General features: G+C 71.5%; 14 protein-coding genes. 1 reads left to right on the forward strand and 13 read right to left on the reverse strand.

The features are described 5' to 3' along the window. The first annotated feature begins 808 nt into the window (after positions 1-808). Entirely contained in the window at positions 809-2,428 is a 1,620-nt protein-coding gene (locus tag D6270_RS27975) for an AfsR/SARP family transcriptional regulator (RefSeq protein WP_239476848.1), read from the forward strand. Between the two features lie 54 nt (positions 2,429-2,482). On the opposite strand, the gene D6270_RS27980 is transcribed toward D6270_RS27975, so the two are convergent. The 13 genes from D6270_RS27980 to D6270_RS28040 form a co-directional block, all read right to left on the reverse strand. Next, a complete protein-coding gene (locus D6270_RS27980; RefSeq protein WP_109162921.1) occupies positions 2,483-3,802 on the reverse strand; it encodes an MFS transporter in 1,320 nt (439 codons plus the stop codon). Continuing rightward, positions 3,799-4,614, reverse strand: coding sequence for a thioesterase domain-containing protein (locus D6270_RS27985; protein WP_109162920.1), 816 nt, complete (start codon positions 4,612-4,614; stop codon positions 3,799-3,801). The genes D6270_RS27980 and D6270_RS27985 overlap by 4 nt, the downstream gene beginning before the upstream one ends. Then, the gene (locus tag D6270_RS27990; protein WP_109162919.1) at positions 4,611-7,022 is read right to left on the reverse strand and encodes a non-ribosomal peptide synthetase; all 2,412 of its coding nucleotides are present in this window, start codon (positions 7,020-7,022) and stop codon (positions 4,611-4,613) included. The genes D6270_RS27985 and D6270_RS27990 overlap by 4 nt, the downstream gene beginning before the upstream one ends. Then, entirely contained in the window at positions 7,019-8,431 is a 1,413-nt protein-coding gene (glyA, locus tag D6270_RS27995; protein ID WP_109162918.1) for a serine hydroxymethyltransferase, read from the reverse strand. Before glyA ends, D6270_RS27990 begins: the two co-directional genes overlap by 4 nt. Continuing rightward, the gene (locus tag D6270_RS28000; RefSeq protein WP_109162917.1) at positions 8,424-11,603 is read right to left on the reverse strand and encodes a non-ribosomal peptide synthetase; all 3,180 of its coding nucleotides are present in this window, start codon (positions 11,601-11,603) and stop codon (positions 8,424-8,426) included. Before D6270_RS28000 ends, glyA begins: the two co-directional genes overlap by 8 nt. A 2-nt stretch (positions 11,604-11,605) precedes the next feature. Then, the gene (locus tag D6270_RS28005; protein ID WP_225976965.1) at positions 11,606-12,736 is read right to left on the reverse strand and encodes a pyridoxal phosphate-dependent aminotransferase; all 1,131 of its coding nucleotides are present in this window, start codon (positions 12,734-12,736) and stop codon (positions 11,606-11,608) included. Further along, positions 12,733-13,635: a diaminopimelate epimerase gene (dapF, locus tag D6270_RS28010; RefSeq protein WP_109162916.1), complete on the reverse strand. Its 903-nt coding sequence runs from the start codon at positions 13,633-13,635 to the stop codon at positions 12,733-12,735. The genes D6270_RS28005 and dapF overlap by 4 nt, the downstream gene beginning before the upstream one ends. A gap of 66 nt (positions 13,636-13,701) precedes the next feature. After that, positions 13,702-14,394, reverse strand: coding sequence for a 2OG-Fe dioxygenase family protein (locus tag D6270_RS28015; protein ID WP_109162915.1), 693 nt, complete (start codon positions 14,392-14,394; stop codon positions 13,702-13,704). 34 nt (positions 14,395-14,428) lie between these two features. Further along, a complete protein-coding gene (locus tag D6270_RS28020; protein WP_109162914.1) occupies positions 14,429-15,475 on the reverse strand; it encodes an iron-containing redox enzyme family protein in 1,047 nt (348 codons plus the stop codon). Between the two features lie 539 nt (positions 15,476-16,014). Continuing rightward, positions 16,015-17,472: a catalase gene (locus tag D6270_RS28025; protein ID WP_109162913.1), complete on the reverse strand. Its 1,458-nt coding sequence runs from the start codon at positions 17,470-17,472 to the stop codon at positions 16,015-16,017. Positions 17,473-17,661: 189 nt separating this feature from the next. Then, the gene (locus tag D6270_RS28030; RefSeq protein WP_109162912.1) at positions 17,662-18,555 is read right to left on the reverse strand and encodes a 2-hydroxy-3-oxopropionate reductase; all 894 of its coding nucleotides are present in this window, start codon (positions 18,553-18,555) and stop codon (positions 17,662-17,664) included. Positions 18,556-18,622: 67 nt separating this feature from the next. Then, positions 18,623-19,462 (reverse strand): TIM barrel protein, encoded by an 840-nt coding sequence (locus tag D6270_RS28035; protein ID WP_109162911.1) that lies wholly within the window; start codon positions 19,460-19,462, stop codon positions 18,623-18,625. 216 nt (positions 19,463-19,678) lie between these two features. Then, a complete protein-coding gene (locus D6270_RS28040; protein ID WP_109162910.1) occupies positions 19,679-21,127 on the reverse strand; it encodes a cellulose binding domain-containing protein in 1,449 nt (482 codons plus the stop codon).

Here is a 21,127-nt window from a genome sequence, read left to right on the forward strand (position 1 = left end):
TCCTGGGCAGGGGAACGCGGCGGCATATGCCGCCGGGTGAATTCTTGGAGAGGGAAAGCTTGACAGACGAGTGCTGCACATAAACTGGACGGCCGGGGAATGCGCGGTCCACCGCAGTGAGGTGCGCGGACGCGTCGGGATCACCTCGCGTACCGCCACGGGCCCGCCGTCCAGGCCGAGTTGGGCTGTTGCGGCAGTATGAAATGGGGCCAGTGACAACCCACTATCGTCCCGCTACTGTTATCTTACGCGTACGTCTCATGGATACAGGAATGGCCGGAAGAGAGGCGCCTGAGGTGGTCATCGACGGCGAGGCCGTGTTGATCGTTGAGGCAGGTACGGACTCCGAAAGGAAACGCGGAGCCTGCAATCCTGTCGGGTGTCTGAATTCCACCCGATGTCATTCACCCCGGCAGGGAATCGCCGGGGCGGCGACCACGCGGAGCGCGATCCCCCGGGGATGTCCGGGCCACTGGCCCTGAGCCGCGCGCGCCCGCGTCCCGGGCGCGACCACCTGAGCCGTCCGGCCCCACCACCCGGCCCGCCCCTCCCGGAGGGCGCACGGGCCGGACCGGCCGGTCCCGGAGCCACCCCGTGGCTCCGGCGCACCTTCGCGGCGCCTTCCGGGGCGCCCCACCGGGACCTGGCGCGAGCCGTGCCCGGACACCATCAGCAGGGCCGCCGTACCGGAGCGGTGCGGTGCGCACGCATCACGATCACAGGAGGCGACCGAGTGTTGGCCATGTCGGGGGAACCGTTGCGCATACAGCTCTTAGGGCCGGTACGGGTATGGCGGCAGGGGCAGGAGGTGCCTCTGGGGCCGCCCAAGCAGCGCGCGGTGCTCGCCCTGCTCGCCAGCCGGGCGGGCGAGGTGGTCGGGGTCGACAACATCGTCGACGGGCTCTGGGCGGGTGACATCCCGCAGACCGCGACGAACGGGGTCCACACCTATGTCGCCGGGCTGCGGCGCGCGCTGGAGCCCGGGCGCAGCCGACGCGAGGCCGGGGCGATCCTCACCTCGGTCTCCGGCGGCTACTGCCTGCGGATGGACCCGGAGCAGGTGGACGCCACGCTCTTCACCCGCCGCCACGCGCGGGCCCGCAGGGAGCGGACCGGGGGGAGCCCGGACGAGGCCGTGCGGTGGTACGAGGAGGCCCTCGCGCTCTGGCGCGGCGACGCGTACTCCGGGGTGCCGGGCCCGTTCGCCGCCGTGGAGCGGACCCGGCTGCGGGATCTGCGCCTGACCGCCGTCGAGGAGTGGGCGGCCGACATGCTGGAGGCGGGGCGCCACGCGGAGGCGGTCGCCGAACTCTCCACCGCCGTGGGCGAGGAGCCGCTGCGCGAGAAGCTGCGCTGGCTGCTGATGCTCACCCTCTACCGCAGCGGACGCCAGGCGCACGCGCTGGCCGTCTACACCGAGACGAGGCAGCTCCTCGACCGGGAGCTGGGCATCGAACCGGGCGCCGAACTGCGCAGCCTGCACCAGCGGATCCTGGCCGGTCACCCCACGCTGCGCCCCGAGGCTGAGGGGGCGGCGCCCCGTCCGTTACGGAGACCGGCGAGCAGCGCCCCCGACCTCTCAAGACCCGTGCAACTTCCCCCATTGGCACGGGGATTCGTCGGCCGGACCGAGGAACTGGAACGGCTGGAGGAGCTGTTGGACGACGAGCGCGGCGGGTACGGGGCGAGCACACCCATCGCCGTCGTCGACGGCCCCCCGGGCGTCGGAAAGACGGCGTTCGTGCTGGAGCTGGCCCACCGGCTGCTGGGCCGCTTCCCCGACGGCCAGCTCTACGTCGACCTGTGCGGCACCGGCCGTCAGGGCCGGCCGCTGAACGCCTCGGACGCCCTGGAACAACTCCTGTCCAGCCTCGGGGTCGAGAGCTCCCGGATGCCCGCCGATGTGGCCGGCCGCACCACCCTCTACCGCAGTCTGCTGCACGGCCGCCGCATGCTCGTGGTCCTCGACGAGGCCCTCGGCGCCGACCAGTTGAGGCCGCTCATACCGCGCGGATCCTCCTGTGTCCTGGCCACCGGCCGGCAGCGGTTCAGCGGGCTGGCCGCCCGCGACGGTGCCCATGTGCTCACGATGGGCCCCCTCGCCGACCATGACGCGGCGACCCTGCTCACCAGCCTCTGCGGGGGCCGGCTCCGGGGGCAGGAGGCGGCCGCGGTGCGGCTGGTGCGGCTGTGCGGCGGTCTCCCGCTGGCCCTGCGGATCGCGGCCGAGGAGCTGTCGGCCAACCCCACCGTCCCGCTCGCTTCCATCATCGAGAGGTTCGCCGCCGCGTGTGCGGAGCGCGAGTCGCCCAGGAACCGGGAGGCGGCCCTGATCCGCCTGGTCGAGTGGGAGTCCGGGACCGGCGGGGAGGCCCCCGCGCACGTGCAGGTGGACATGGGCGACGTCCGCACCGTCGTCCTGCGCTAGCCGGCGGCCGAGGGGGCGGACACGGTCCACCGCATCCGCCCCACCACAGCGAGGTCAGGCCGGAAGCTCCTCCGGCCCCGTCGGCATCGTGCGCAGCTTCCCGACCGGCGACAGGAAGATCGGCACGAGCATCGCCGCCGACAGCACCCCCGCCACCCACAGCGCCGCGTGCAGCCCCAGCACCCCGGCCAGCAGCCCGCCGACCGGCCCGCCGAGCGCCCCGCCGCCGTACAGCAGCATGCGCATCGCGGCCGTCATCCGGCCCATCAGCGGCTGCGGGGTGATGCTCTGCCGCAGGCTCACGATGATCACGTTGGAGATGCTGGAGCCGAAGTATTCGAGGAAGAACGAGGCGACGAACAGCCCCACCAGCAGCCACGAGGGGCCGCCCGCCGCCGGGATCAGCAGCGGGCCCAGGAAGATGATGGAGACCGACACCCGGTAGGCCGTGCCCACCGAGAGGCGGCGCACCACCATCCCGGCGATCAGCGCCCCGAGCAGGCCGCCCACCGCCGCCGCGCCCATCACGAAGCCGACGGTCGCCGCCGACAGCTCCTTGTCCCGCACCGCGTACAGCAGGAACAGCGACTGCACCATGGTCAGGAAGAAGTTGCAGGAGCAGCCGACGAGCCCGATCGCGCGCAGCCACCGGTTGCCGAACACCCAGCGCAGCCCCTCGGCCAGCTCGGCGCGCAGCCGCCGCTTCTCGGTGCGGGCGGGCGGATCCGGCTCCGGCGCCCGGACCAGCAGCAGCGAGATCACCGACAGGGCGTACGAGAAGGCGTTGGCGGCCATCGCGGCGGGCGCCGAGAAGGCGGTGACCAGCGTGCCCGCGATCCCGGGACCCGCCACATCGGCCGACGACAGGGTCGCGTTGAGCTTGGTGTTGGCCTCGAGGAGGCTGCGCCTGTCCTTCACCAGCACCGGTACGTAGCTCATCCAGCTGACGTCGAAGAGCACCGCGGCCGTGCCGACCCCGAACGCCAGCACGTACAGCAGGGGCAGGGTCAGCAGCCCGAAGTGGTACAGCAGCGGCACCAGGCCGATGAGGACCATCCGTACGATGTTGGCGCCCAGCATCACCGGGCGTTTGCGCACCCGGTCCACCCAGACGCCGAAGACGAGGGCGAGCGCCAGGAACGGCACCAGCTGGGCGAAGCGGAGCATGCCGAGCTGCTCGGGCCCGACCTGGAAGACCAGGACCGCGGTGAGCGGCAGGGCGAGGTTGGCTATCTGGGTGCCGTACAGGGAGAGGCCCTCGCCCACCCAGAACACCATGAAGTCCCGGTTGTGCCACAGGCTCCGGGGTGGCGGGGGCTCGGCCACCTTCGCGGTGGCGGTGCCCGCGTCCCTGCGGCTGCTGTCCTCGCTCACACCGAAGCTCCCCTGCGCAGTGCCTGGTTGACGATCTCCGCGATGGCCACGAGCCCCGGCTCCCGCCAGATCGAGTGGTGGTCGCCCGGCACGGTGTGCTGGTCCAGGCGGCTCGCGTACGGCTCCCAGAGCAGCAGGTGCGGCTCCGACTCCGCGGCCCTGACCAGGGTGGTCGGGCCGTCGTGGACCCCGTCGATGACATGGCCGACCATCGCGTGGGCGTGCGCCCGGAACAGGGTGAACCGTTCGAGCAGGAACTCCGCGTCGAACTCCTCCGGTACGGTCCCCGAGTCCGCGATGGCCTCCAGCCGCTCCTGCGGCCCCGCCTCCGGGCCCAGCTTCGCCAGCGCCCTGTCCAGCTCCGGCGCCCCGCCGCTGACCAGCCCCAGGAAGTCATGGAGGAAGTACCGCACCAGCGCGGGCCCCGGCGGGAAGGGCTGGGTGCCGGGCAGCGCCGCGTCGATGACGACCAGCAGCGGTACCTCCTCACCCTCCGCGGCCAGCAGCCGGGCCATCTCGAAGGCCACGACCCCGCCGAGCGACCAGCCGAGCAGCTGGTAGGGCCCGTGCGGGCGGGCCGCCCGGAGCGTGGCCGTATGCACCTCGGCCAACTCCCTTATCGAATCCGCCGGTTCATCGACCCCGTCGAACCCGGGGGCCTCGAAGCCGAACACCGGGGAGCCGGGATCGAGGCGCGCCGCCAGATCCGTGTAGCAGTAGGGCGAGCCGGAGACCGGGTGGACGCAGTACACGGGCGGCAGGTCGCCGCCCGTGCGGAGCGGGACGAGGCTGTCGGTAGGGATGTCGCTCACCGGTCGCGGCCTCCGTCGTTCAGCTTGTGGCCTCCGTCGTCGGGGGAGGCGGAAGCGAGCAGCTGGTCGATGGCGGCGGCGACACCGCCGACGGTGCCACCGCTGTGGAGCAGACGTACGTTCACCTTGATCCCGAAGTGTTTGCTGAGGCGGCTGACCGCCCGCATGGCCTGGAGGGAATCCCCGCCGGCGGCGATGAAGGAGCTGTTCGCCCCGATCTTCGGGGCCGACAGCACGGTGGCGAAGATATCGGCAACCGCCTTCTCCGTGGGGGAGTTCGGCGCGATGTAGGAGGTCTCCCCGTCCTCCGGGGGAGGCGGTGCGGGGAGCGCCGTGCGGTCGGTCTTGCCGTTGGCGGAGAGCGGCAGCCGGTCCAGGACGAGCACCGCGCCCGGCACCATGAACTGCGGCAGCGCGCCCGCCAGATGGGCGCCGATCACCCGGGGGCGGACCGTCCGGCCCGGTCGCGGTACGACGTACCCGACCAGCCGGAGATCACCGGCCGCGTCCCTGCGGGTGGCGACGACGGCCTCCTTGACCGCCTCGTGCGACCGCAACACCGCCTCGATCTCACCGAGTTCGATGCGGTGGCCGTTCACCTTGACCTGGAAGTCGGAGCGGCCGAGCAGTTCGATCAGCCCGTCCGGGCCGTACCGGGCCACGTCGCCCGTCCGGTAGAGCCGCTCCCCGCTCACTTCGCCGTGGGACCAGTCGAAGAACCGCTCCCCGGTCAGCTCGGGCCGGTCGAGGTAGCCGGTCGCCAGCCCGGTCCCCGCCAGGTGCAGTTCCCCCGCGACGCCGGGCGGAACCGGCTGGAGGCGGGTGTCCAGGATGTACGTCCGCTGGTTGGCCATCGGACGCCCGTACGGGATGCTCGTCCACCCGGGATCGACCTCCCCCACCTCGTAGAGCGTGGAGTGGATCGAGGACTCGGTGGCCCCGCCGAGCGCCACGAACCGGAGCCCGGGAGCGGCCCCGCGCGTCCGGTCCGGCAGCGAGAGCGGCACCCAGTCCCCGCCCAGCAGGGCCAGCCGCAGGGCGTGGAGAGGCGGGGCGCCGCTCTGCTCCAGCTGTTCCACGACCAGTTCGAGGAGGGCGGGTGCCGAGTTCCAGACCGTGATCCGGTGCGTGGACAGCAGATCGGCCCAGTGCTGCGGGTCCTTGGCGAGCGCGGGCTCCGGCAGCACGACCGTGCCCCCGGCCGCCGTCAGCCCCAGGAACTCGTAGACGGACATGTCGAAGCTGGGCGACGACAGCGCGAGGACGCGGTCCCCGGGACCCACGGAGTAGCGGGAGTTGAGGTCCGCGATGTTGTTCATCACCCCGCGGTGGCGCAGCGCGATCGGCTTGGGCGCGCCGGTCGACCCCGAGGTGTGGATGACGTACGCGAGATCGCCGGGCGCCACCCCGCTGCTCACGTTCCCGGCCGGGGCGCCGGCCCACTGCTCCGCGTCCCGGTCCAGCTCCACGATCCGTGGCCCGGCCCCGGTCAGCCGGGAGGCGAGCCCGCTCCGGGAGACGATCGCCGCACACGAGGTGCCGGTGACCATCGCCGCGATCCGCTGCTCCGGATAGTCCGGGTCCAACGGCACATAGGCGGAGCCCGACTTGAGGACACCCAGCACCGCCACGAGCAGGTCGGGCGACCGGTCCAGGCAGATCCCCACCCGGCCCCCGACGCCCGCACCGAGCCCGCGCAGATGGCGGGCCAGCCGGTTGGCCGCCGCGTTGACCTCGCCGTACGTCCACTCCTCGGAGCCACGGATCAGCGCCACGGCTCCGGGGTCGGCGGCCGCCTGCTCCTCGAACGCCTCGTGCAGGCAACGCTCGTAGGGGAGTTCGGCAGCCGTGTCGTTCCACTCCACCAGCGTGCGGTGCAGCTCGCCGTCGGTGAGGAGCCGCAGCCGCGAGACGGCGGTGTCCGGGCGGCCGAGGGCGTCCTCCACCAGCGTGCGGAAGTGGGTGAGCAGCCGCAGAACGGTCGCCTGGTCGAACAGGCTCGCGTCATAACGGAGTTGGACGATGCGATGGGCGTAGGCCCCGCCGCTGCGCTCCTGGAGCACCAGCTCGAAGTCGGTCGCCGGCCCCTCGCCGTCCGCCACCGGCTCGCGCCGCTCCAGGACGGACCGGGCGAGCTCCGCCGGTGTCGTCCCCTCGCCGATGGCGCAGCTCAGCCGGAAGGAGCCCGCACCGGGGGTGCGGACGCGGAAGCCGAACTCCTCCTGGCCGGTGTACCGGTGGAGCAGCGCGGCGAATCCGGCGAGCAGCAGCTCCTCCGGCGCCGCCCCGGCCGCCTTGTCCAGCACCACCCGCTGCCGGGCGGTGCACCCGGCGGGCTCGCTCTGCCGCGGCCGGTCGGTGGGCAGCAGAGCCGGGGGCGCCGAGCCGCCCTGGTCATCGAGCGTCACGCCACTCCTCCCGCCCGCACGCCGGAGGCCGCCGGAGCCGGAGCCCCTGCGCCCGGCACCACGGACACCGTCCCCAGCGGCAGCGGATGGCGCTCGCACAGCTCCGCCACCCCCGCCCGGACCGCGTCCCGTTCCCCGGCGTCGAGGACGTACTCCCGCTCGCCGCGGACCGTCGTCGCCTCCAGCACCCGGTGCAGGAGCGCGGCACAGCTGCGCATCCCGGCCGGGCCCATGCCGCGCTGGGCCAGGATGTTGGTGCCCAGGCGCAGCCCGCTGGTGACGAGCGGCGGCCGGGTGTCGTCCGGGACCCGGTTCCGGTTGGCGAGGATGCCGCACTCCTCCAGGGCCCGTTCCGCGACCACGCCGGTCATGGGGCGGCCCGTGAGGTCGATCAGCACCATGTGGTTGTCGGTGCCGCCGGTCAGGACGCGGTGGCCCAGCGCCGACAGCGCGTCCGCGAGGGCCGCCGCGTCGTCGACGACCAGCCGCATCGTCTCCTTGAACGCGGGCTCCGCGACCAGCGCGAGCGCCCGGGCCTTGGCCGCGATGGCCGCCGGGCTCGGCGTGCCCTGCGACAGCGGGAAGACGGCCCGCTGCATCAGCCGCGACAGCGGGGTGCGGCCGTCGGGGCCGGGCGTGGCGTGCTCCCGCCCGATCAGGATCAGTCCGCCGCGCGGCCCGCCGAGCTGCTTGTACGTACTGGTCGTCGTCGCGTGCGCCAGGTCCACCGGCGTGGGGTGCTCCCCGGCCGCCACCAGCCCCGCGATGTGCGAGATGTCCGCGACCAGGTAGGCCCCCACCGAGTCCGCGATCGCCCGGAAGCGCGCGAAGTCCAGCGTACGGGGGTGGGCACTGGCCCCCGCGATGAGCACGCTCGGCCGGTGCAGCTCGGCCAGCGCCGCCACCTGCTCGTAGTCGATCCGCCCCGCACCGTCCAGCCCGTAGTGCACGGCCTGGTAGTGCATCCCGGTCACCGAGGCCGGGGAGCCGTGGGTGAGGTGCCCGCCGGAGTCCAGGTCCAGGGCGAGGATGGTCCCGCCCGGGCGGACCAGCGCGGCCAGCACCGCCTGGTTGGCCGAGGAGCAGGAGTGCGGCTGGACATTGGCGTACACCGCGCCGAAGGCCTGCTTGGCCCGCTCCACCGCGAGCCGTTCCACCAGGTCGAACTGCGCGGCGCCGGGGTGGTAGCGGGCCCCGGGATACCCCTCGGCCGTGACGTTGGAGAGCGCCGATCCGGCGGCCGCCAGCACCGAGGGGTCCGCGATGCTGGTGGACGCCACCATGGCGAGCGTCGCGTGCTGCTGCACCACCTCGGCGTCCAGGAGCCGTGCCAGCTCCGGGTCGGCCGCGCTCAGCGCGGCCGCTCCCTGCTGGGCCAACTCCGCCTGTGAGAAGACGGGTTCAGGCACGGGTGGCCGCCTTTCCGGCTTTCGCCACCAGCTCGTCGATGGCCGTGGCGAGCGCGCCGACCGTGGCACCGCCGTACAGCAGCCGGACGTTGACCTTCACCTTGAAGTGCTTGTTGAGCCGGCTGACCGCCCGCATCGCCTGGAGCGAGTTGCCGCCCAGCTCGAAGAAGCTGGCACCGGTCCCGACGCGCTCCCGCGCCAGCACGGTCCCGAAGACCTCGACGACCTTCTCCTCGGTCGGGGTGACCGGGGCGATGTACGAGTCCACCGCACCGCCCGCGCCGACCGGTGCGGGGAGCGCCGCCCGGTTGATCTTGCGGGCCGGGGTCAGCGGGAACTCCTCCAGCTCCACCCACGCGGTCGGCACCATGTACTCCGGCATGGTCCGGCCCAGGTGGTCCCGCAGCTCCGCCACCGTCGGCGAGGTGTCGCCGAGGACCGTGTAGTACCCGACGAGCTGCTTCTCCCCGTCGTCCTCGCGCAGCAGCACCAGCGCCATCCGGACCTTGGGGTGGGTCAGCAGCCCCGACTCGATCTCCCCGAGTTCGATGCGCAGCCCGCGCAGCTTGACCTGGTTGTCCAGGCGTCCGATGAAGTCGATCTGGAGGTCGGGCGTCCACCGCACCAGGTCGCCCGTGCGGTAGACGCGCCCCTCGCCGAGGAACGGGTCGGGCACGAACTTCTCGTCGGTCAGCTCCGGCAGGTTGAGGTAGCCGCGCGACAGCCCCTCGTCCCCGCCGATCAGCAGCTCACCCGGGACACCGACCGGCACCAGGTTGAACTCCTTGTCGACCACGTAGTGCAGCCGGCTGAACTCCGGGCGCCCGATCGGCGGCGAGGACTTCCACTCGCGGTGCTCACACAGGTACTCGGTGGTCGCCACGGACGCCTCGGTCGGCCCGTACAGGTTCACGAACTGGCGGCCCGGCAGGTTCCACTTGTTGACCAGCTCGGCCGGGAGCGCCTCCGCCCCGCCCATGATGTATTTCAGGTCCGGGTACGGCTCGGCCTCCACCAGCGACAGGATCGCCGGGGACAGTCCCGCGTACGTCACCCGCTGGTCGCGCATCAGCGCCCCCAGCGACTCCGGCGACGAGGCGTCCTCCGGCGCCACCAGCACCATCGCCGACCCGCTGATCAGCCCGGCGAAGATCTCGCCCTGCGACATGTCGAAGGTGAGCGCGGGCAGCTGGAGCAGCCGGTCCGTGTGGCCCCACTCGCCGAAGGTACGCCGGTAGGCCTCGATGAACATGCGCAGCCCGCGCTGTTCGATCATCACGCCCTTGGGCTTGCCGGTCGAACCGGAGGTGTAGAGGACATAGACGAGCGAGGTCGGCTCCGCCCACTCCTCCAGCGGTACGTCGTCGTCCTCGGCCTCCACCGTCTCCCACTCGGTGTCGATCCGCAGCACCTCCCACCCGCTGGAGGGCGGCAGATCACCGACGTTCGCGTCCCGGGTGATGACGAGGGGTGCGGCGGTGTCCCGCAGCATGTGGTCCAGGCGCGCGTTCGGGTGCGACGGGTCGATGATCGTGTAGGCGGCCCCGGAGATCATCACGCCGACGATCGCGACCAGTGCGTCCAGGTCCCGGTCCATCGCGATGGCGACAACCTGCTCCTGCTTCACACCCCGCGAGCGGATGTGCCGGGCCAGCTTGCCGGACCGCCCGATCAGCTCCGCGTACGTCATCTCCTTGCCCCGGCACACGGCGGCGACCAGCTCCGGGTGTTCCCGCGCGATCCGGGCGATGGTGGCGTGCACCGGCTCGGCCGGGTAGTCGAAGTCGGCCCCGCGCCCGGCCTCCAGCAGCTCGCGCCGCTCCTCATCGGAGAGCAGCGGCAGTTTGGAGACGGGGGTGTCCGGGTCGGCGGCGGCCGCGCCCAGCACGGTCCGGAAGTGCTGGACCATCGCCTCCACCCGGCGGCGGTCGTACAGGTCGGTGGCGTACTCCACGATGAGCCGCAGCCGGTCCGGGCCCTCGATGAAGCTGAAGGAGAGGTCGAAGCGGGAGCGCCCGCCGGAGACCAGGATCGACTCGGTCTCCAGCCCCTCCAGCTGGAGCGCGTCCCCGGTCGTCGTCTCGCCGAGCAGCTGCACGGCGATCTGGAACAGCGGGTTGCGGCCCGCGTCCCGTACCGGCTGCACCCGGTCGACGACATGGTCGAAGGGCACGTCCTGGTTGTCGTACACATCGAGGTTGTTGTCGGCGATCCGCTCGATCAGCTCGGCGAAGGTGAGCTGGCCGGAGAGGTCCGAGCGCAGCACCGTCATATTGATGAACAGGCCGACCACGTCTTCGAGTTCGGGATCGGTGCGGCCGAGCATCGGCACCCCGATCGCGATGTCGTCCTGCCCGCTGTACCGGGCCAGCACCACCTTGAGCGCGGCGGCCACCACCATGTAGAGCGAGGCCCCCTGCTCCTGCGCCAGCGAGCGGGCCTGGCCGAGCAGGTCGGCCGGGAAGCTGACGGTGAAGGTCTCGCCGTTACGGGTGGGCTCCGCCGGGCGGACCCGGTCGGCGGGCAGCTCCAGCGCCTCCAGACCGGCCAGCCGCTCCTGCCAGAAGTCCAGCTCGCTCTCCCACTGCCCCGAGGCACGCTGCTCCCGCTGGCGCTCCACATGGTCGGCGTAGGTGGCGGCCGGGGCCGGCAGCTCGGGGGTGAGCCCCGCCCGCAGCTGCCGGTACGCCTCGGTGATGTCCCGGCTGATCACCCCGCCGGACCAGCCGTCGGTGACGATGTGGTGGTAGTTGAGGGAGAGGACGTGCTCCTCGTCGGCCAGCTGGAACAGCCGGAACCGGCGCACCGGCCCGGCCGCCAGGTCGAACGGGGTGTCGGCCTCGGCCTTCAGCGCCTTGTCGAGCGCCTGCTCCCGCTCCTCGGGCGTGAGCCCGGACAGGTCGGTGACCGGCAGCGGGGTGTCCTCGGCCGGGGCGACGACCTGGTGCGGGACGCCGTCCACCGCGTGCAGGGTCACCCGCAGCTGGTCGTGGCGGGCGACGAGCAGGTTGAGCGCCCCTTCCAGCGCGGGCAGGTCCAGCGGGCCGCGCAGCCGGTAGGCGGTGGGGACGTTGTAGGTGGTCTCCCCGGGGTTCATCTGGTCCAGGAACCACAACTGCTCCTGCCCGAAGGACAGGTGCATACGGGACTCGTCAGCGTCCGACGCGCTCATGGTCACAGGACTCCGTTCGGCAGATTGCTGTTCTCTCCGCTGGAGTGGGCAGCGGACGGGGGAACGTGGGGAGCGGGGCGGAGCAGCGGTTCGATCCGTCTCAGCCCCTCGGTCACGGCCTCGGGATCGCGGGCGAAGCAGATCCGGAAGCCGTCGGTGGCCCCGAGGGTCTCGCCGGGCATCAGCAGCACCCCGGCGTCCAGCACCCGGCGGCAGAGCGTCAGCGGCTGCTCCCCGGTGGTCAGCCGGAGCCAGGCGAAGGGGGTGTTCTCCGGCTCCACGAGCTGCACGGCGTCCGCGTTGCGCTCAGCGAACTCCCGGACCAGCTTGAGCCCTTGACCGGTGATGTCCGCGTACCGGCGCAGGTAGTGGTCCCGGTGGTCCAGCACATCGCAGGCCAGCGTCTCGCAGAGCACCGAGTTGGCTATGGTGGAGAGGAACTTGCGCCGGGCGCACCCCTCGACGACCTCCGGCGGCCCGTACAGCCAGCCGACCCGCAGGCCGGGGAACCCGTACACCTTGGAGAGGCTGGAGACCGAGATCGCCCGGTCGCCGGAGCGCGCGGGGGAGTCCCGCAGGTCGAGTGCGTACTCCTCGTCCAGCAGCAGATAGGCGTCCCGCCGCTCCGCCAGCTCCAGCAGCCCGCGCAGATCGGCGTCGGCGATCCGCCGACCGGTCGGGTTGCAGGGGGAGTTGGCGACGATCAGCCGCAGCCCGGGACCGGCCAGCGCGGCGGCGGCCTCCACGTCGAAGGTCAGGTCCTCGCGGTAGGGCGCGCAGTCGACCCGGCAGCCCAGATCGGCGGTGATGTCCCAGGACTGCTGCCACCCCGGGCGGTAGACGATCACCTGCGCGCCGGGGGAGAGCAGTGAGGCGTAGACGAGGTAGAGGGCCTGCTGCGCCCCCTGCGTGATCAATACGTTGGCGGGGTCACCGGCGTAGAGGCCCGCGACCCGGTCGCGCAGCGGGCCGATGCCCCGGTCGTGCCCGTAGTCCAGCTCCAGGTCCGGCGGTACGGAGAGCTGGTCGAGGCGGCCGGGGAGCATGTTGCTGTCCCCGAGGTCGATGTCGAAGCGTCCGGCGGCGTCCTGGAAGACCCACCGCTGCATGGGGTACTCATCCGCGGGGCTCACCGGCCGGTCTCCCCGACGTGGTCCAGCAGGGCGCGCAGCGGCGGGGCGAACACACCGCTCGCCACCTGGTGGGCGTCCCCGGTCAGGGTCACGGACCCGTCCGGGGCGAGAGCGACGGTCACACTGCCGCCGGGCATACGAACCTCCATCTGGTCGTCGCAGAGCCCCAGTTCGCGGGCTGCGGAGGCGGCGGCGCAGGCGCTGCTCCCCGAGGCCAGCGCATAACCGGCGCCGCGCTCGTACACCTCGATCTCCAGCACGCCCCGGCTCACCACCCGCAGGAACTGCACATTGGTGCGGAGCGGGAAGCGCGCGTGTCCGGCGATCTCCGGACCCAGGGTGCGGGCCAGTTGGGCGGTCGGCTCGGCCACGGGCACCACCGTGTGCGGGTTGCCGTTGTGGAGCGCGGTCACCGTCAGCTTCCGCTCCCCGACCGTCAGCGGCACGGAGAGCGTCGGCCCCTCGGCAGGGCTGCCGTCCTCGTTGAGTAGCGGCAGGGCGGCGGCGTCGAACGTGGGCTTCCCCAGGCCGACTCGGACGACGCCCGCCGCCCGGTCCAGAATCTGTACGGGGCTGTCGCCCGCGGCCGTGCGGAGTGTGAACGGCGCACCGCCCGCCCACCTCTCCGGCTCCCGCTCGGCCAGGTGCAGGGCGAACATCCGCAGCCCGTTGCCGCTGCGCTCGCAGACGGAGCCGTCCGAGTTGAAGAGGGCCAGCGGGACCGGCACCCCGGGGCGGGGCTCCTCCAGCGGGCCGTGCAGGACCCCGTCCGCGCCGATGCCGAAGTGCCGGTCGCAGACGAGCCGTACGGACTCCGGCGAGACGGGGACGTCGGTGCAGCGGGGGTCGATCACCACGTAGTCGTTGCCCAGTGCCTGATACTTGAAGAAGTCGGTCATGACTCGTCTCAGGTAGGTGGCGGGGGACAGGGCCGCTCCCGGTCGGGCCGGGAGCGGCCCCGCACATCAGGCGTCCTGCTCCTCCAGCGCCGCCGCGTCGTGCTCCTCGCCGTACCACTTCTCCGCCCAGCGGGAGAAGGCGATGATCACGATGTCGCGGTGGCCGGGGCCGCCGTCGGCCGAGAGGACGTCGGTGACGTCATGGGCGAGCCCCCGGTCGTCCAGCAGCACCGCCTGGCCGGCGTCGAGGGTCCCCGACCAGAACGGCGCGTCCGCCTCCGGCTTCCAGAGCCGGGTGGTGCCGCCCGCCACGTTCACCTTGTTCAGGATGGCGATCATGACGAACTCGTGCCCGTCGTGGTGCACGCCTTCCGGGGTGAGTGGGCCGGGCCTGCCACCCTCGGCGCGGGTCCGGTTCTGGTGGACGTTGATCTGCCACGGCTCGGACCGGTCCAGGCCCAGTTCGCGGATGCCCTCGGAGATCAGCGGGGTGAAGTCCACCTCGATCGGCTCGTAGACGCGGCGGATCCCGCCCCCGACCGGGTTGAACTTCTTGTACGTGGTGTAGTCCCGGTGCGGCAGCCGCTTGAACGACCAGTTCTCGTCCTCGGCGGGCGTGAGTTTGTACTGCGAGAACCGCTTGAACCGGGTCCCGTTGCCCATGTAGTCGTCGACCGGGCACCGGTCGTAGCTGGGCAGGATGTCGGGCGCGACCTCGGGCAGGTCGATGACGGTGAATCCTTCGGCGCCGAGCGGCATGTGCTCTCCCCTCCTGGTGGGTGGTGGCGGAATGTCAGGCGGTGACCGACGGCATGCGCTCGTCCAGGTACGTCGCCGAGGAGTTGAGGCGCCACAGGATGCCGCGGGCGATGGCCCGGCGCATCCGGGGGGACTCGGCGGCGGGCAGCACCACGTTGTGGAACCAGCCCTGGGCGTGCTGGGAGTCGATGGTGATGTGCAGCCGGTGGTAGACGATGCCGACGTCGGGCAGGCCGAGCCGCTCCCAGGCGTGCACGACCTGGACGAACCGGTCCGGCGCCATCCACTCGGTCATCCCGAGGTAGCCGACGGCCTCCGGGTACAGGGCGCGGTAACGGCACAGCAGGACGGCCAGGTTGCCGTTGAGGAGCGAGTTGGCGGTGAGCGAGCGCTCCAGCTCCTCCTCCGGGATCTCGAAGACCTCGAAGATCTTGTTGAAGAGGGTGGTGTGGACCTGGGCGTGGTCCCCGTTGCCCATCTCGTCCCAGAAGTTGGAGGCGATCTCCATCTTCGCCGCACCGGCCGTGCCGACCTGCATCATCGCCAGCAGATCGTCGAAGCGGCCGTCGACCACCGACTCCTGCATCACGTAGTTGCGCAGGTCGGACTCGTCGGCCTGGTTGCGGATGAACTCGTGGTAGTAGGGGTGCTTGTACACCCGGTGCTCACGCGCGGTCTTCTTGAGCCAGGAGAGGTAGGCCCGCGGCTCGGTGGGCGCCTCCTCCAGCAGCCCCGGCTCGATCAGCCGGTCCTGCGCCTCGGCGGTCGCGGCCTCCAGCTGCCGGCCGATCTCGTGGACGACGACCGAGCCCTCGGCGGTCTCCTGGTCGGTCAGCTTGGTGTGCAGCCGGTAGACCCGGTCGAGAAGGAACTGCTGTGCGTACAGAGCCTGTTGGTCGTCGGCGGCCGCGGCCTTGTTGATCTCGGCCACCCGGCCGAGCAGGGCGGTGCGCGCTTCGCCCGCGAACTGCGAGTCGACCTTGTCGGCCGCGGTCGCGAGGATCGCGGTGACCTCGTCGACGGTGGCCAGATAGCCGGTGGCGGGCTCGGTCCCGGCCCGGGAGGTGCCAACTTCGAGCATCTGCTTCCCCTTGTATTCACCTGATGACTGTGACGTGCCGTACGTGCCGTGCGGGTAGCCGTCTGTCGCGCTGAGGGGGGAGGGAGGAGGAAGGGGGTCGCACCGCACACGGCTTTCGAGGTGCCGGGCAGGGTGTGTGCCAGAACGGCAGACGCGGTCAATGCGCCGCCCATACTGCACGCAGGTCTCTGGGCAGACTCTGTACGCGGTCTATACGGATTCGAGCCATCGGGCGGGGCGCGGGGGGAGGCGTCCGGCACCCCGGTCAAGGCACGGCAAAGAGGGCGCGCAGTACGGGACCGTATCCGTACTCCGCGCCCTCGTTCAGGGGTGATGCAGTTGTGGTGCTCGCTCTGACAGGGACCGCGGCGGCGGCGATCGGAGCCGGGTGAGGGCGTCTCCTTCAGGTCAGAAGACGGTCCCCGGATCCTTCACCACCGCACTGGCATCGCACAGCCGCCGCGGCCTCGTCGTCCTGCCCGCGCCGCGCGGCACCCCTCATCCGGGTGCGCGGTGCGGGCAGGGTCTGTGGGGGAGGCTCAGTCCTCGCGCAGGGCGCGGACGGCCTCCTCGACGCGCTTGCCGTAGTCGGCGTCGGCGGCGTGGAAGTGGGCGAGGTTCTTCTCGATCACATCGTCGCGGGTGACCTGCGAGAGGCCTCCGGCGATGTTGGCGACCAGACGGCCCTTCTCCTCCTCCGACATCAGCCGGAAGAGCTCGCCCGCCTGGAAGAAGTCGTCGTCCTTGGCGTGGGCGGCGGTCTCGTAGGTGCCCGTCCAGCCGTGGATCGCCAGCGGGGAGCTGAGGGCCGCACCGGTCTGCGCCGGGCCGGCGTACGAGTTGGGCTCGTAGTTCTTGTCGTGGCGCGAGCCGTAGCGGGTGGCGTGCAGCCCGTCGCGGCCGTAGTTGTCGGCCTCGGCCGCCTTGGGGGCGTTGACCGGCAGCTGGGTGTGGTTGACGCCCAGGCGGTAGCGGTGCGCGTCGGCGTAGGCGAACAGCCGGCCCTGGAGCATCTTGTCCGGGGACGGGCCGATGCCGGGCACGAAGTTGTTCGGCGAGAACGCGGCCTGCTCCACCTCGGCGAAGACGTTGTCCGGGTTCCGGTCCAGGACCAGGCGGCCGACCCGCTGGAGCGGGTAGTCGCTGTGCGGCCACACCTTGGTGAGGTCGAACGGGTTGAACCGGTAGTCGGCGGCGTCGGCGGCCGGCATCACCTGGACATGCAGCGTCCAGGACGGGTTGATGCCCCGCTCGATGGCCTGGAGGAGGTCGGTCTGGTGCGAGTTGGCGTCCTTGCCGACCTGCTCGGCGGCCTGCTCGGCGGAGAGGGAGCGCACCCCCTGGTTGGTCTTGAAGTGGTACTTGACGAAGAAGGCCTCGCCTTCGGCGTTCGTCCACTGGTAGGTGTGCGAGCCGTAGCCGTTCATATGGCGGTACGAGGCGGGGATGCCACGGTCGCCCATCAGCCAGGTGACCTGGTGTGTCGCCTCGGGGGCGTGCGCCCAGAAGTCCCAGACGTTGTCCGGCTCCTGCTTGCCGGTGAACGGGTCGCGCTTCTGCGAGTGGATGAAGTCGGGGAACTTGATCGGGTCCTTGATGAAGAACACCGGGGTGTTGTTGCCGACCAGGTCGTAATTGCCCTCGTTCGTGTAGAACTTCAGGGCGAAGCCGCGCGGGTCGCGGACCGCGTCCGCGCCGCCGAGCGAGTCGGCGACGGTGGAGAAGCGGATGAACGTCTCCGTGCGCTTGCCCACCTGGGAGAGGAAGTCGGCGCGGGTGAAGCCGGTGACGTCGTCGGTCACCTCGAAGTAGCCGTACGCGCCGGAGCCGCGGGCGTGGACCACGCGCTCCGGGATGCGCTCACGGTTGAAGCGGGCGAGCTTCTCCAGGAGGTGCTGGTCCTGGAGGAGGATCGGTCCACCGACACCGGCGGTGGCGGAGTTCTGGTTGTCGGCGACCGGGGCGCCTGACTCGGTCGTGAGCACACGCTTAGCCATGTGGCGGGATGACCTTTCGTACGAGCTGCTGACGGCTTGAGGAGCGTAGGTTCGCCGCAGATAAAACGTCAACAGTTTGTTGAAAACGAAGTGTGTGGTTCCGGGCCGCGGCGGCGCCTGGGCGCGACAGGACAGGTGTCAGCGCCGCCGCGGCCCGGAGATCAGGGGCCCCTCGCGGGGCGGGGGAGGTCAGACCTGGGAACCGGAGAGCCGCTCCACCGAGCGCAGCAGCGCCGAGTGGTCCAGCCCGCCGTCGCCCTGGGCGCGCAGCGAGGCGACCAGCTGGGCGACCACGCCGCCGACGGGCAGGGCCGCGCCGACGTTGCGGGCGGCGTCGGTCACGATGCCCATGTCCTTGTGGTGCAGGTCGATCCGGAAGCCGGGGGCGAAGTCCCGCTTGAGGAAGTTGTCCTTCTTGCGGGTCAGCACGGTCGACCCGGCGAGACCGCCGTTGAGGACGTCCAGCGCGGCGGCCAGGTCCACCCCGGACTTCTCCAGGAAGACCACGGCCTCGGCGCAGGCCTGGATGTTGACCGCGACGATCAGCTGGTTGGCCGCCTTCACCGTCTGGCCGGAGCCGTGCGGCCCGCAGAGCACGATGGTCTTGCCCAGCGCCTCCAGGAGCGGCTTCGCGGTGTCGAAGTCCGCCTGCTCACCGCCGACCATGATGGACAGCACCGCCTCGATGGCCCCGGCCTCGCCGCCGGAGACCGGCGCGTCCAGGACCCGGATGCCCTTCTCGGCCGCCTTCTCGGCGAGGTCCACGGAGGTCTGCGGGGTGATGGAGGACATGTCCACCAGCAGCGCGCCGCGCTTCGCGTTCTCCAGGATGCCCTCGGGGCCGTAGGCGATGGCCTCGACCTGCGGGGATGCGGGCACCATCGTGATGACGACATCCGCGTCCTTGACCGCGTCCGCGATGGAGGACGCGCCGCTGCCGCCTGCCGCGACCAGCCGATCGATCTTGTCCTGCTCCAGGGTGTAACCGGTGACGGCGTAACCGGCCTTGACCAGGTTCTCCGACATGGGGGAGCCCATGATGCCGAGACCGATCCAGGCGACCTTGGGGAGGTTGTTGCTCATGAGGGTGCCTTCCTGAAAAACGTGTGTACGTAAGGGGGCGGGCTCACCCCGTGGTGGACCCGGCCGGTCAGCCGGCCGCTCGGGCCGACGCCGGGAGCCAGTCGAAGGACTCCGCGCTCGGCCGGTCGCCCGGCTTGTACTCCAGGCCGACCCAGCCGGCGTAGCCGGCGTCCTTCAGCTCGTCGAGGAGCCGCTCCAGCGGGAGGGTGCCGGTGCCCGGCGCGCCGCGCCCCGGGTTGTCGGCGATCTGGACGTGGCCGGTCTTCGCGGCGTACGCCTTGATCACCTGGCTCAGGTTCTCGCCGTTCATCGACAGGTGGTACAGGTCCAGCAGGAACCTGGCGTTCCCGAGGCCCGTCGCCGCGTTGACCTTGTCGACGACCTCGATCGCGGCCGGTGCGCTGACCAGCGGGTAGAGCGGCGACTCCGGCTTGTTGAGGGTCTCGACGAGGAGGATCGCCCCGACGCGGTCCGCCGCACGGGCGGCCAGCACCAGGTTCTCCAGGGCGAGCGCGTCCTGCGCCTGCGGGTCGGCGCCCTCGACGCGGTTGCCGTACAGCGCGTTGAGCGCCGTGCAGCCGACCGAGGCGGCGAAGTCGGCCGCCACCTCGATGTTGGCCCGGAAGCGGTCCGACTCCGTGCCGGGCACGGAGAGCGCGCCGCGGTCGGGGCCGGGCAGCTGTCCGGCGTAGAAGTTCAGCCCCACCAGCTGGGTGCCGGCGTCGTCGAGCGCCTTCTTGAGGGCGTCGAGTTCCGCCTGCGGCGGGGTGGGGGTCTCGATCCAGGGCCACCACAGCTCGACCGCCGTGAAGCCCGCCGCGGCGGCTGCCGCGGGACGCTCCAGGAGCGGGAGTTCCGTGAAGAGGATCGAAAGGTTCACATCGAAGCGCTGGTCCGGGTATCCCATGAGGATGTCGGCGCTCCTTCCGTATTGCGGAAGTTAGTTTCTGCTTAACGGAAGATTGCCTGGAGGGTGGCGGGGCTGTCAAGGGGGTGCCGCGAAATTCGCCCCGGCCGGCGGCGTACGGAATCGGTGGCAGGAGATCGTCCCGGCATACGAAAGCGGGGCGGGGGCCGCCTTCGACCCTCGCCCCGCCCGGCTCTCACGCCGTAACTGCCGCCCCTAGCTGCCCGGCACCGTGTCCTCGAAGGTCTTCCCCGCACTGCGGTACGACCCGACCATCGCGTTCACCTGCGCCGGGGTGAGTACCTGGTCCTTCACATGCAGGACGTAGTCCACCTGCTGGTCGTAGGCGCGCGGCGTGGTGCTCGGCTGCCCCTCCAGGTCGATCAGCCACTGGTTGAAGTTGATCGACATCGGCCGCTCGGGCAGGAAGGCCGCCCCGTGCGTCCCGAAGTGCTGACCGTCGACGTAGTACGTGATCTGGTTGTTGTCGATGGTCACCACCAGGTCGTGCCAGCCCGCGTACGAGCGCCGGGACTCGGTGTGCGCGTTGACCGCCTCCCACGGGTCGGGCCGGTAGGTGTCCCACGAGGTGGTGTAGAGGATGTTGGCGGGCTCGCCCCAGCCGCCGTTGGGCAGGTACTCGAAGTCGTACTCCGCGTAGTCCTTCGCCATCGGCGCCTTGAGGTCGTTGATCGTGAAGAACGTCTGCACGATCCGGTCGCCGTCCGGTCCCGAGCGCGGCGCGTCGCTGAACTTCACCCGGGACGCGTACGTCCCGTTCTTGAACTTCATCGACTTCGTCAGGATCTCGGTGTGCTTGGTCGAGGCCCCCGTCCCGGCCGTGGAGGTCTCCAGGTTCATCACCGAATTCCCGCTCTGCGAGGCGAAGGTGACGTTCTCCGGCGCCCAGGTCGCCCCCGGCACGCCCGGACCGCCGGAGTTGGACCGCACGGACCAGCCGTTGGCGCTGATCTTCGGGTCGGTGTGCGAGCTGTAGTTGAAGTCGTCGAAGAGCCGGGCCCCGTCTCCCGGCGGGTCGGTGGGCGGGTTCGTGGGCGGGTCGGTGGGCTTGTTGCCTCCGGGCGCCTGGCCCCAGACGAGCGAGCCGTTCACCTGCGCCGTCACCTTGGACCAGTCGCCGTACGTCGTCCGCTCCGGGCCGAAGGAGTAGTCGTCGGACTGGATCAGCGAGGCCCAGGACGCCTGGTGGAAGCGGAGCTGCATGTCCCCGGTGTCCGCGCCCGGCGCCAGCGAACCCGCGCCCGGGGTGAAGCCGATCTCCAGGTAGCGGTCGGCGGTGGCCGTCGGGTTGGCGAGCGTCCCGAACGTGCCGGTGATGTTCGCGCACCCCTTCACCGCCCAGGAACAGGCGAACCGGTAGGCGGCGGAGGCCGAGTCGGCCTTGAAGTAGTACCGCACCTTGACACTGCTCAGCGGTACGGAGGTGGAGCCGGCGTTGCGCACCTTCAGCCACGGCTCGCTCTGGTCGGCGCTCGCGCCCGACGCGCTCGTGCGGTACTGGACGACGATCCCGTCCGCCGCGGCGCTGGCCGAGGACGGCAGGGCGGCCAGCCCGGTGGCGGCCAGGGCCACGGCGGCGGCCGAGGCGGCGGCGGTGCGGAGCCTGGAGCTGCTCCTGCGCGGATTGCTGCGTGATGTGTTCAC

The organism is Streptomyces griseus subsp. griseus (assembly GCF_003610995.1).
GTDB lineage: Bacteria > Actinomycetota > Actinomycetes > Streptomycetales > Streptomycetaceae > Streptomyces.

Excerpts from the sequence above, each read along its gene's own strand:
- D6270_RS28020 (WP_109162914.1), bottom strand. The coding sequence starts at position 15,475 with ATGCTCGAAGTTGGCACCTCCCGGGCCGGGACCGAGCCCGCCACCGGC.
- D6270_RS28030 (WP_109162912.1), bottom strand. The coding sequence starts at position 18,555 with ATGAGCAACAACCTCCCCAAGGTCGCCTGGATCGGTCTCGGCATCATG.
- dapF (WP_109162916.1), bottom strand. The coding sequence starts at position 13,635 with ATGACCGACTTCTTCAAGTATCAGGCACTGGGCAACGACTACGTGGTG.
- D6270_RS28035 (WP_109162911.1), bottom strand. The coding sequence starts at position 19,462 with ATGGGATACCCGGACCAGCGCTTCGATGTGAACCTTTCGATCCTCTTC.
- D6270_RS28000 (WP_109162917.1), bottom strand. The coding sequence starts at position 11,603 with ATGAGCGCGTCGGACGCTGACGAGTCCCGTATGCACCTGTCCTTCGGG.
- D6270_RS28025 (WP_109162913.1), bottom strand. The coding sequence starts at position 17,472 with ATGGCTAAGCGTGTGCTCACGACCGAGTCAGGCGCCCCGGTCGCCGAC.
- D6270_RS28015 (WP_109162915.1), bottom strand. The coding sequence starts at position 14,394 with ATGCCGCTCGGCGCCGAAGGATTCACCGTCATCGACCTGCCCGAGGTC.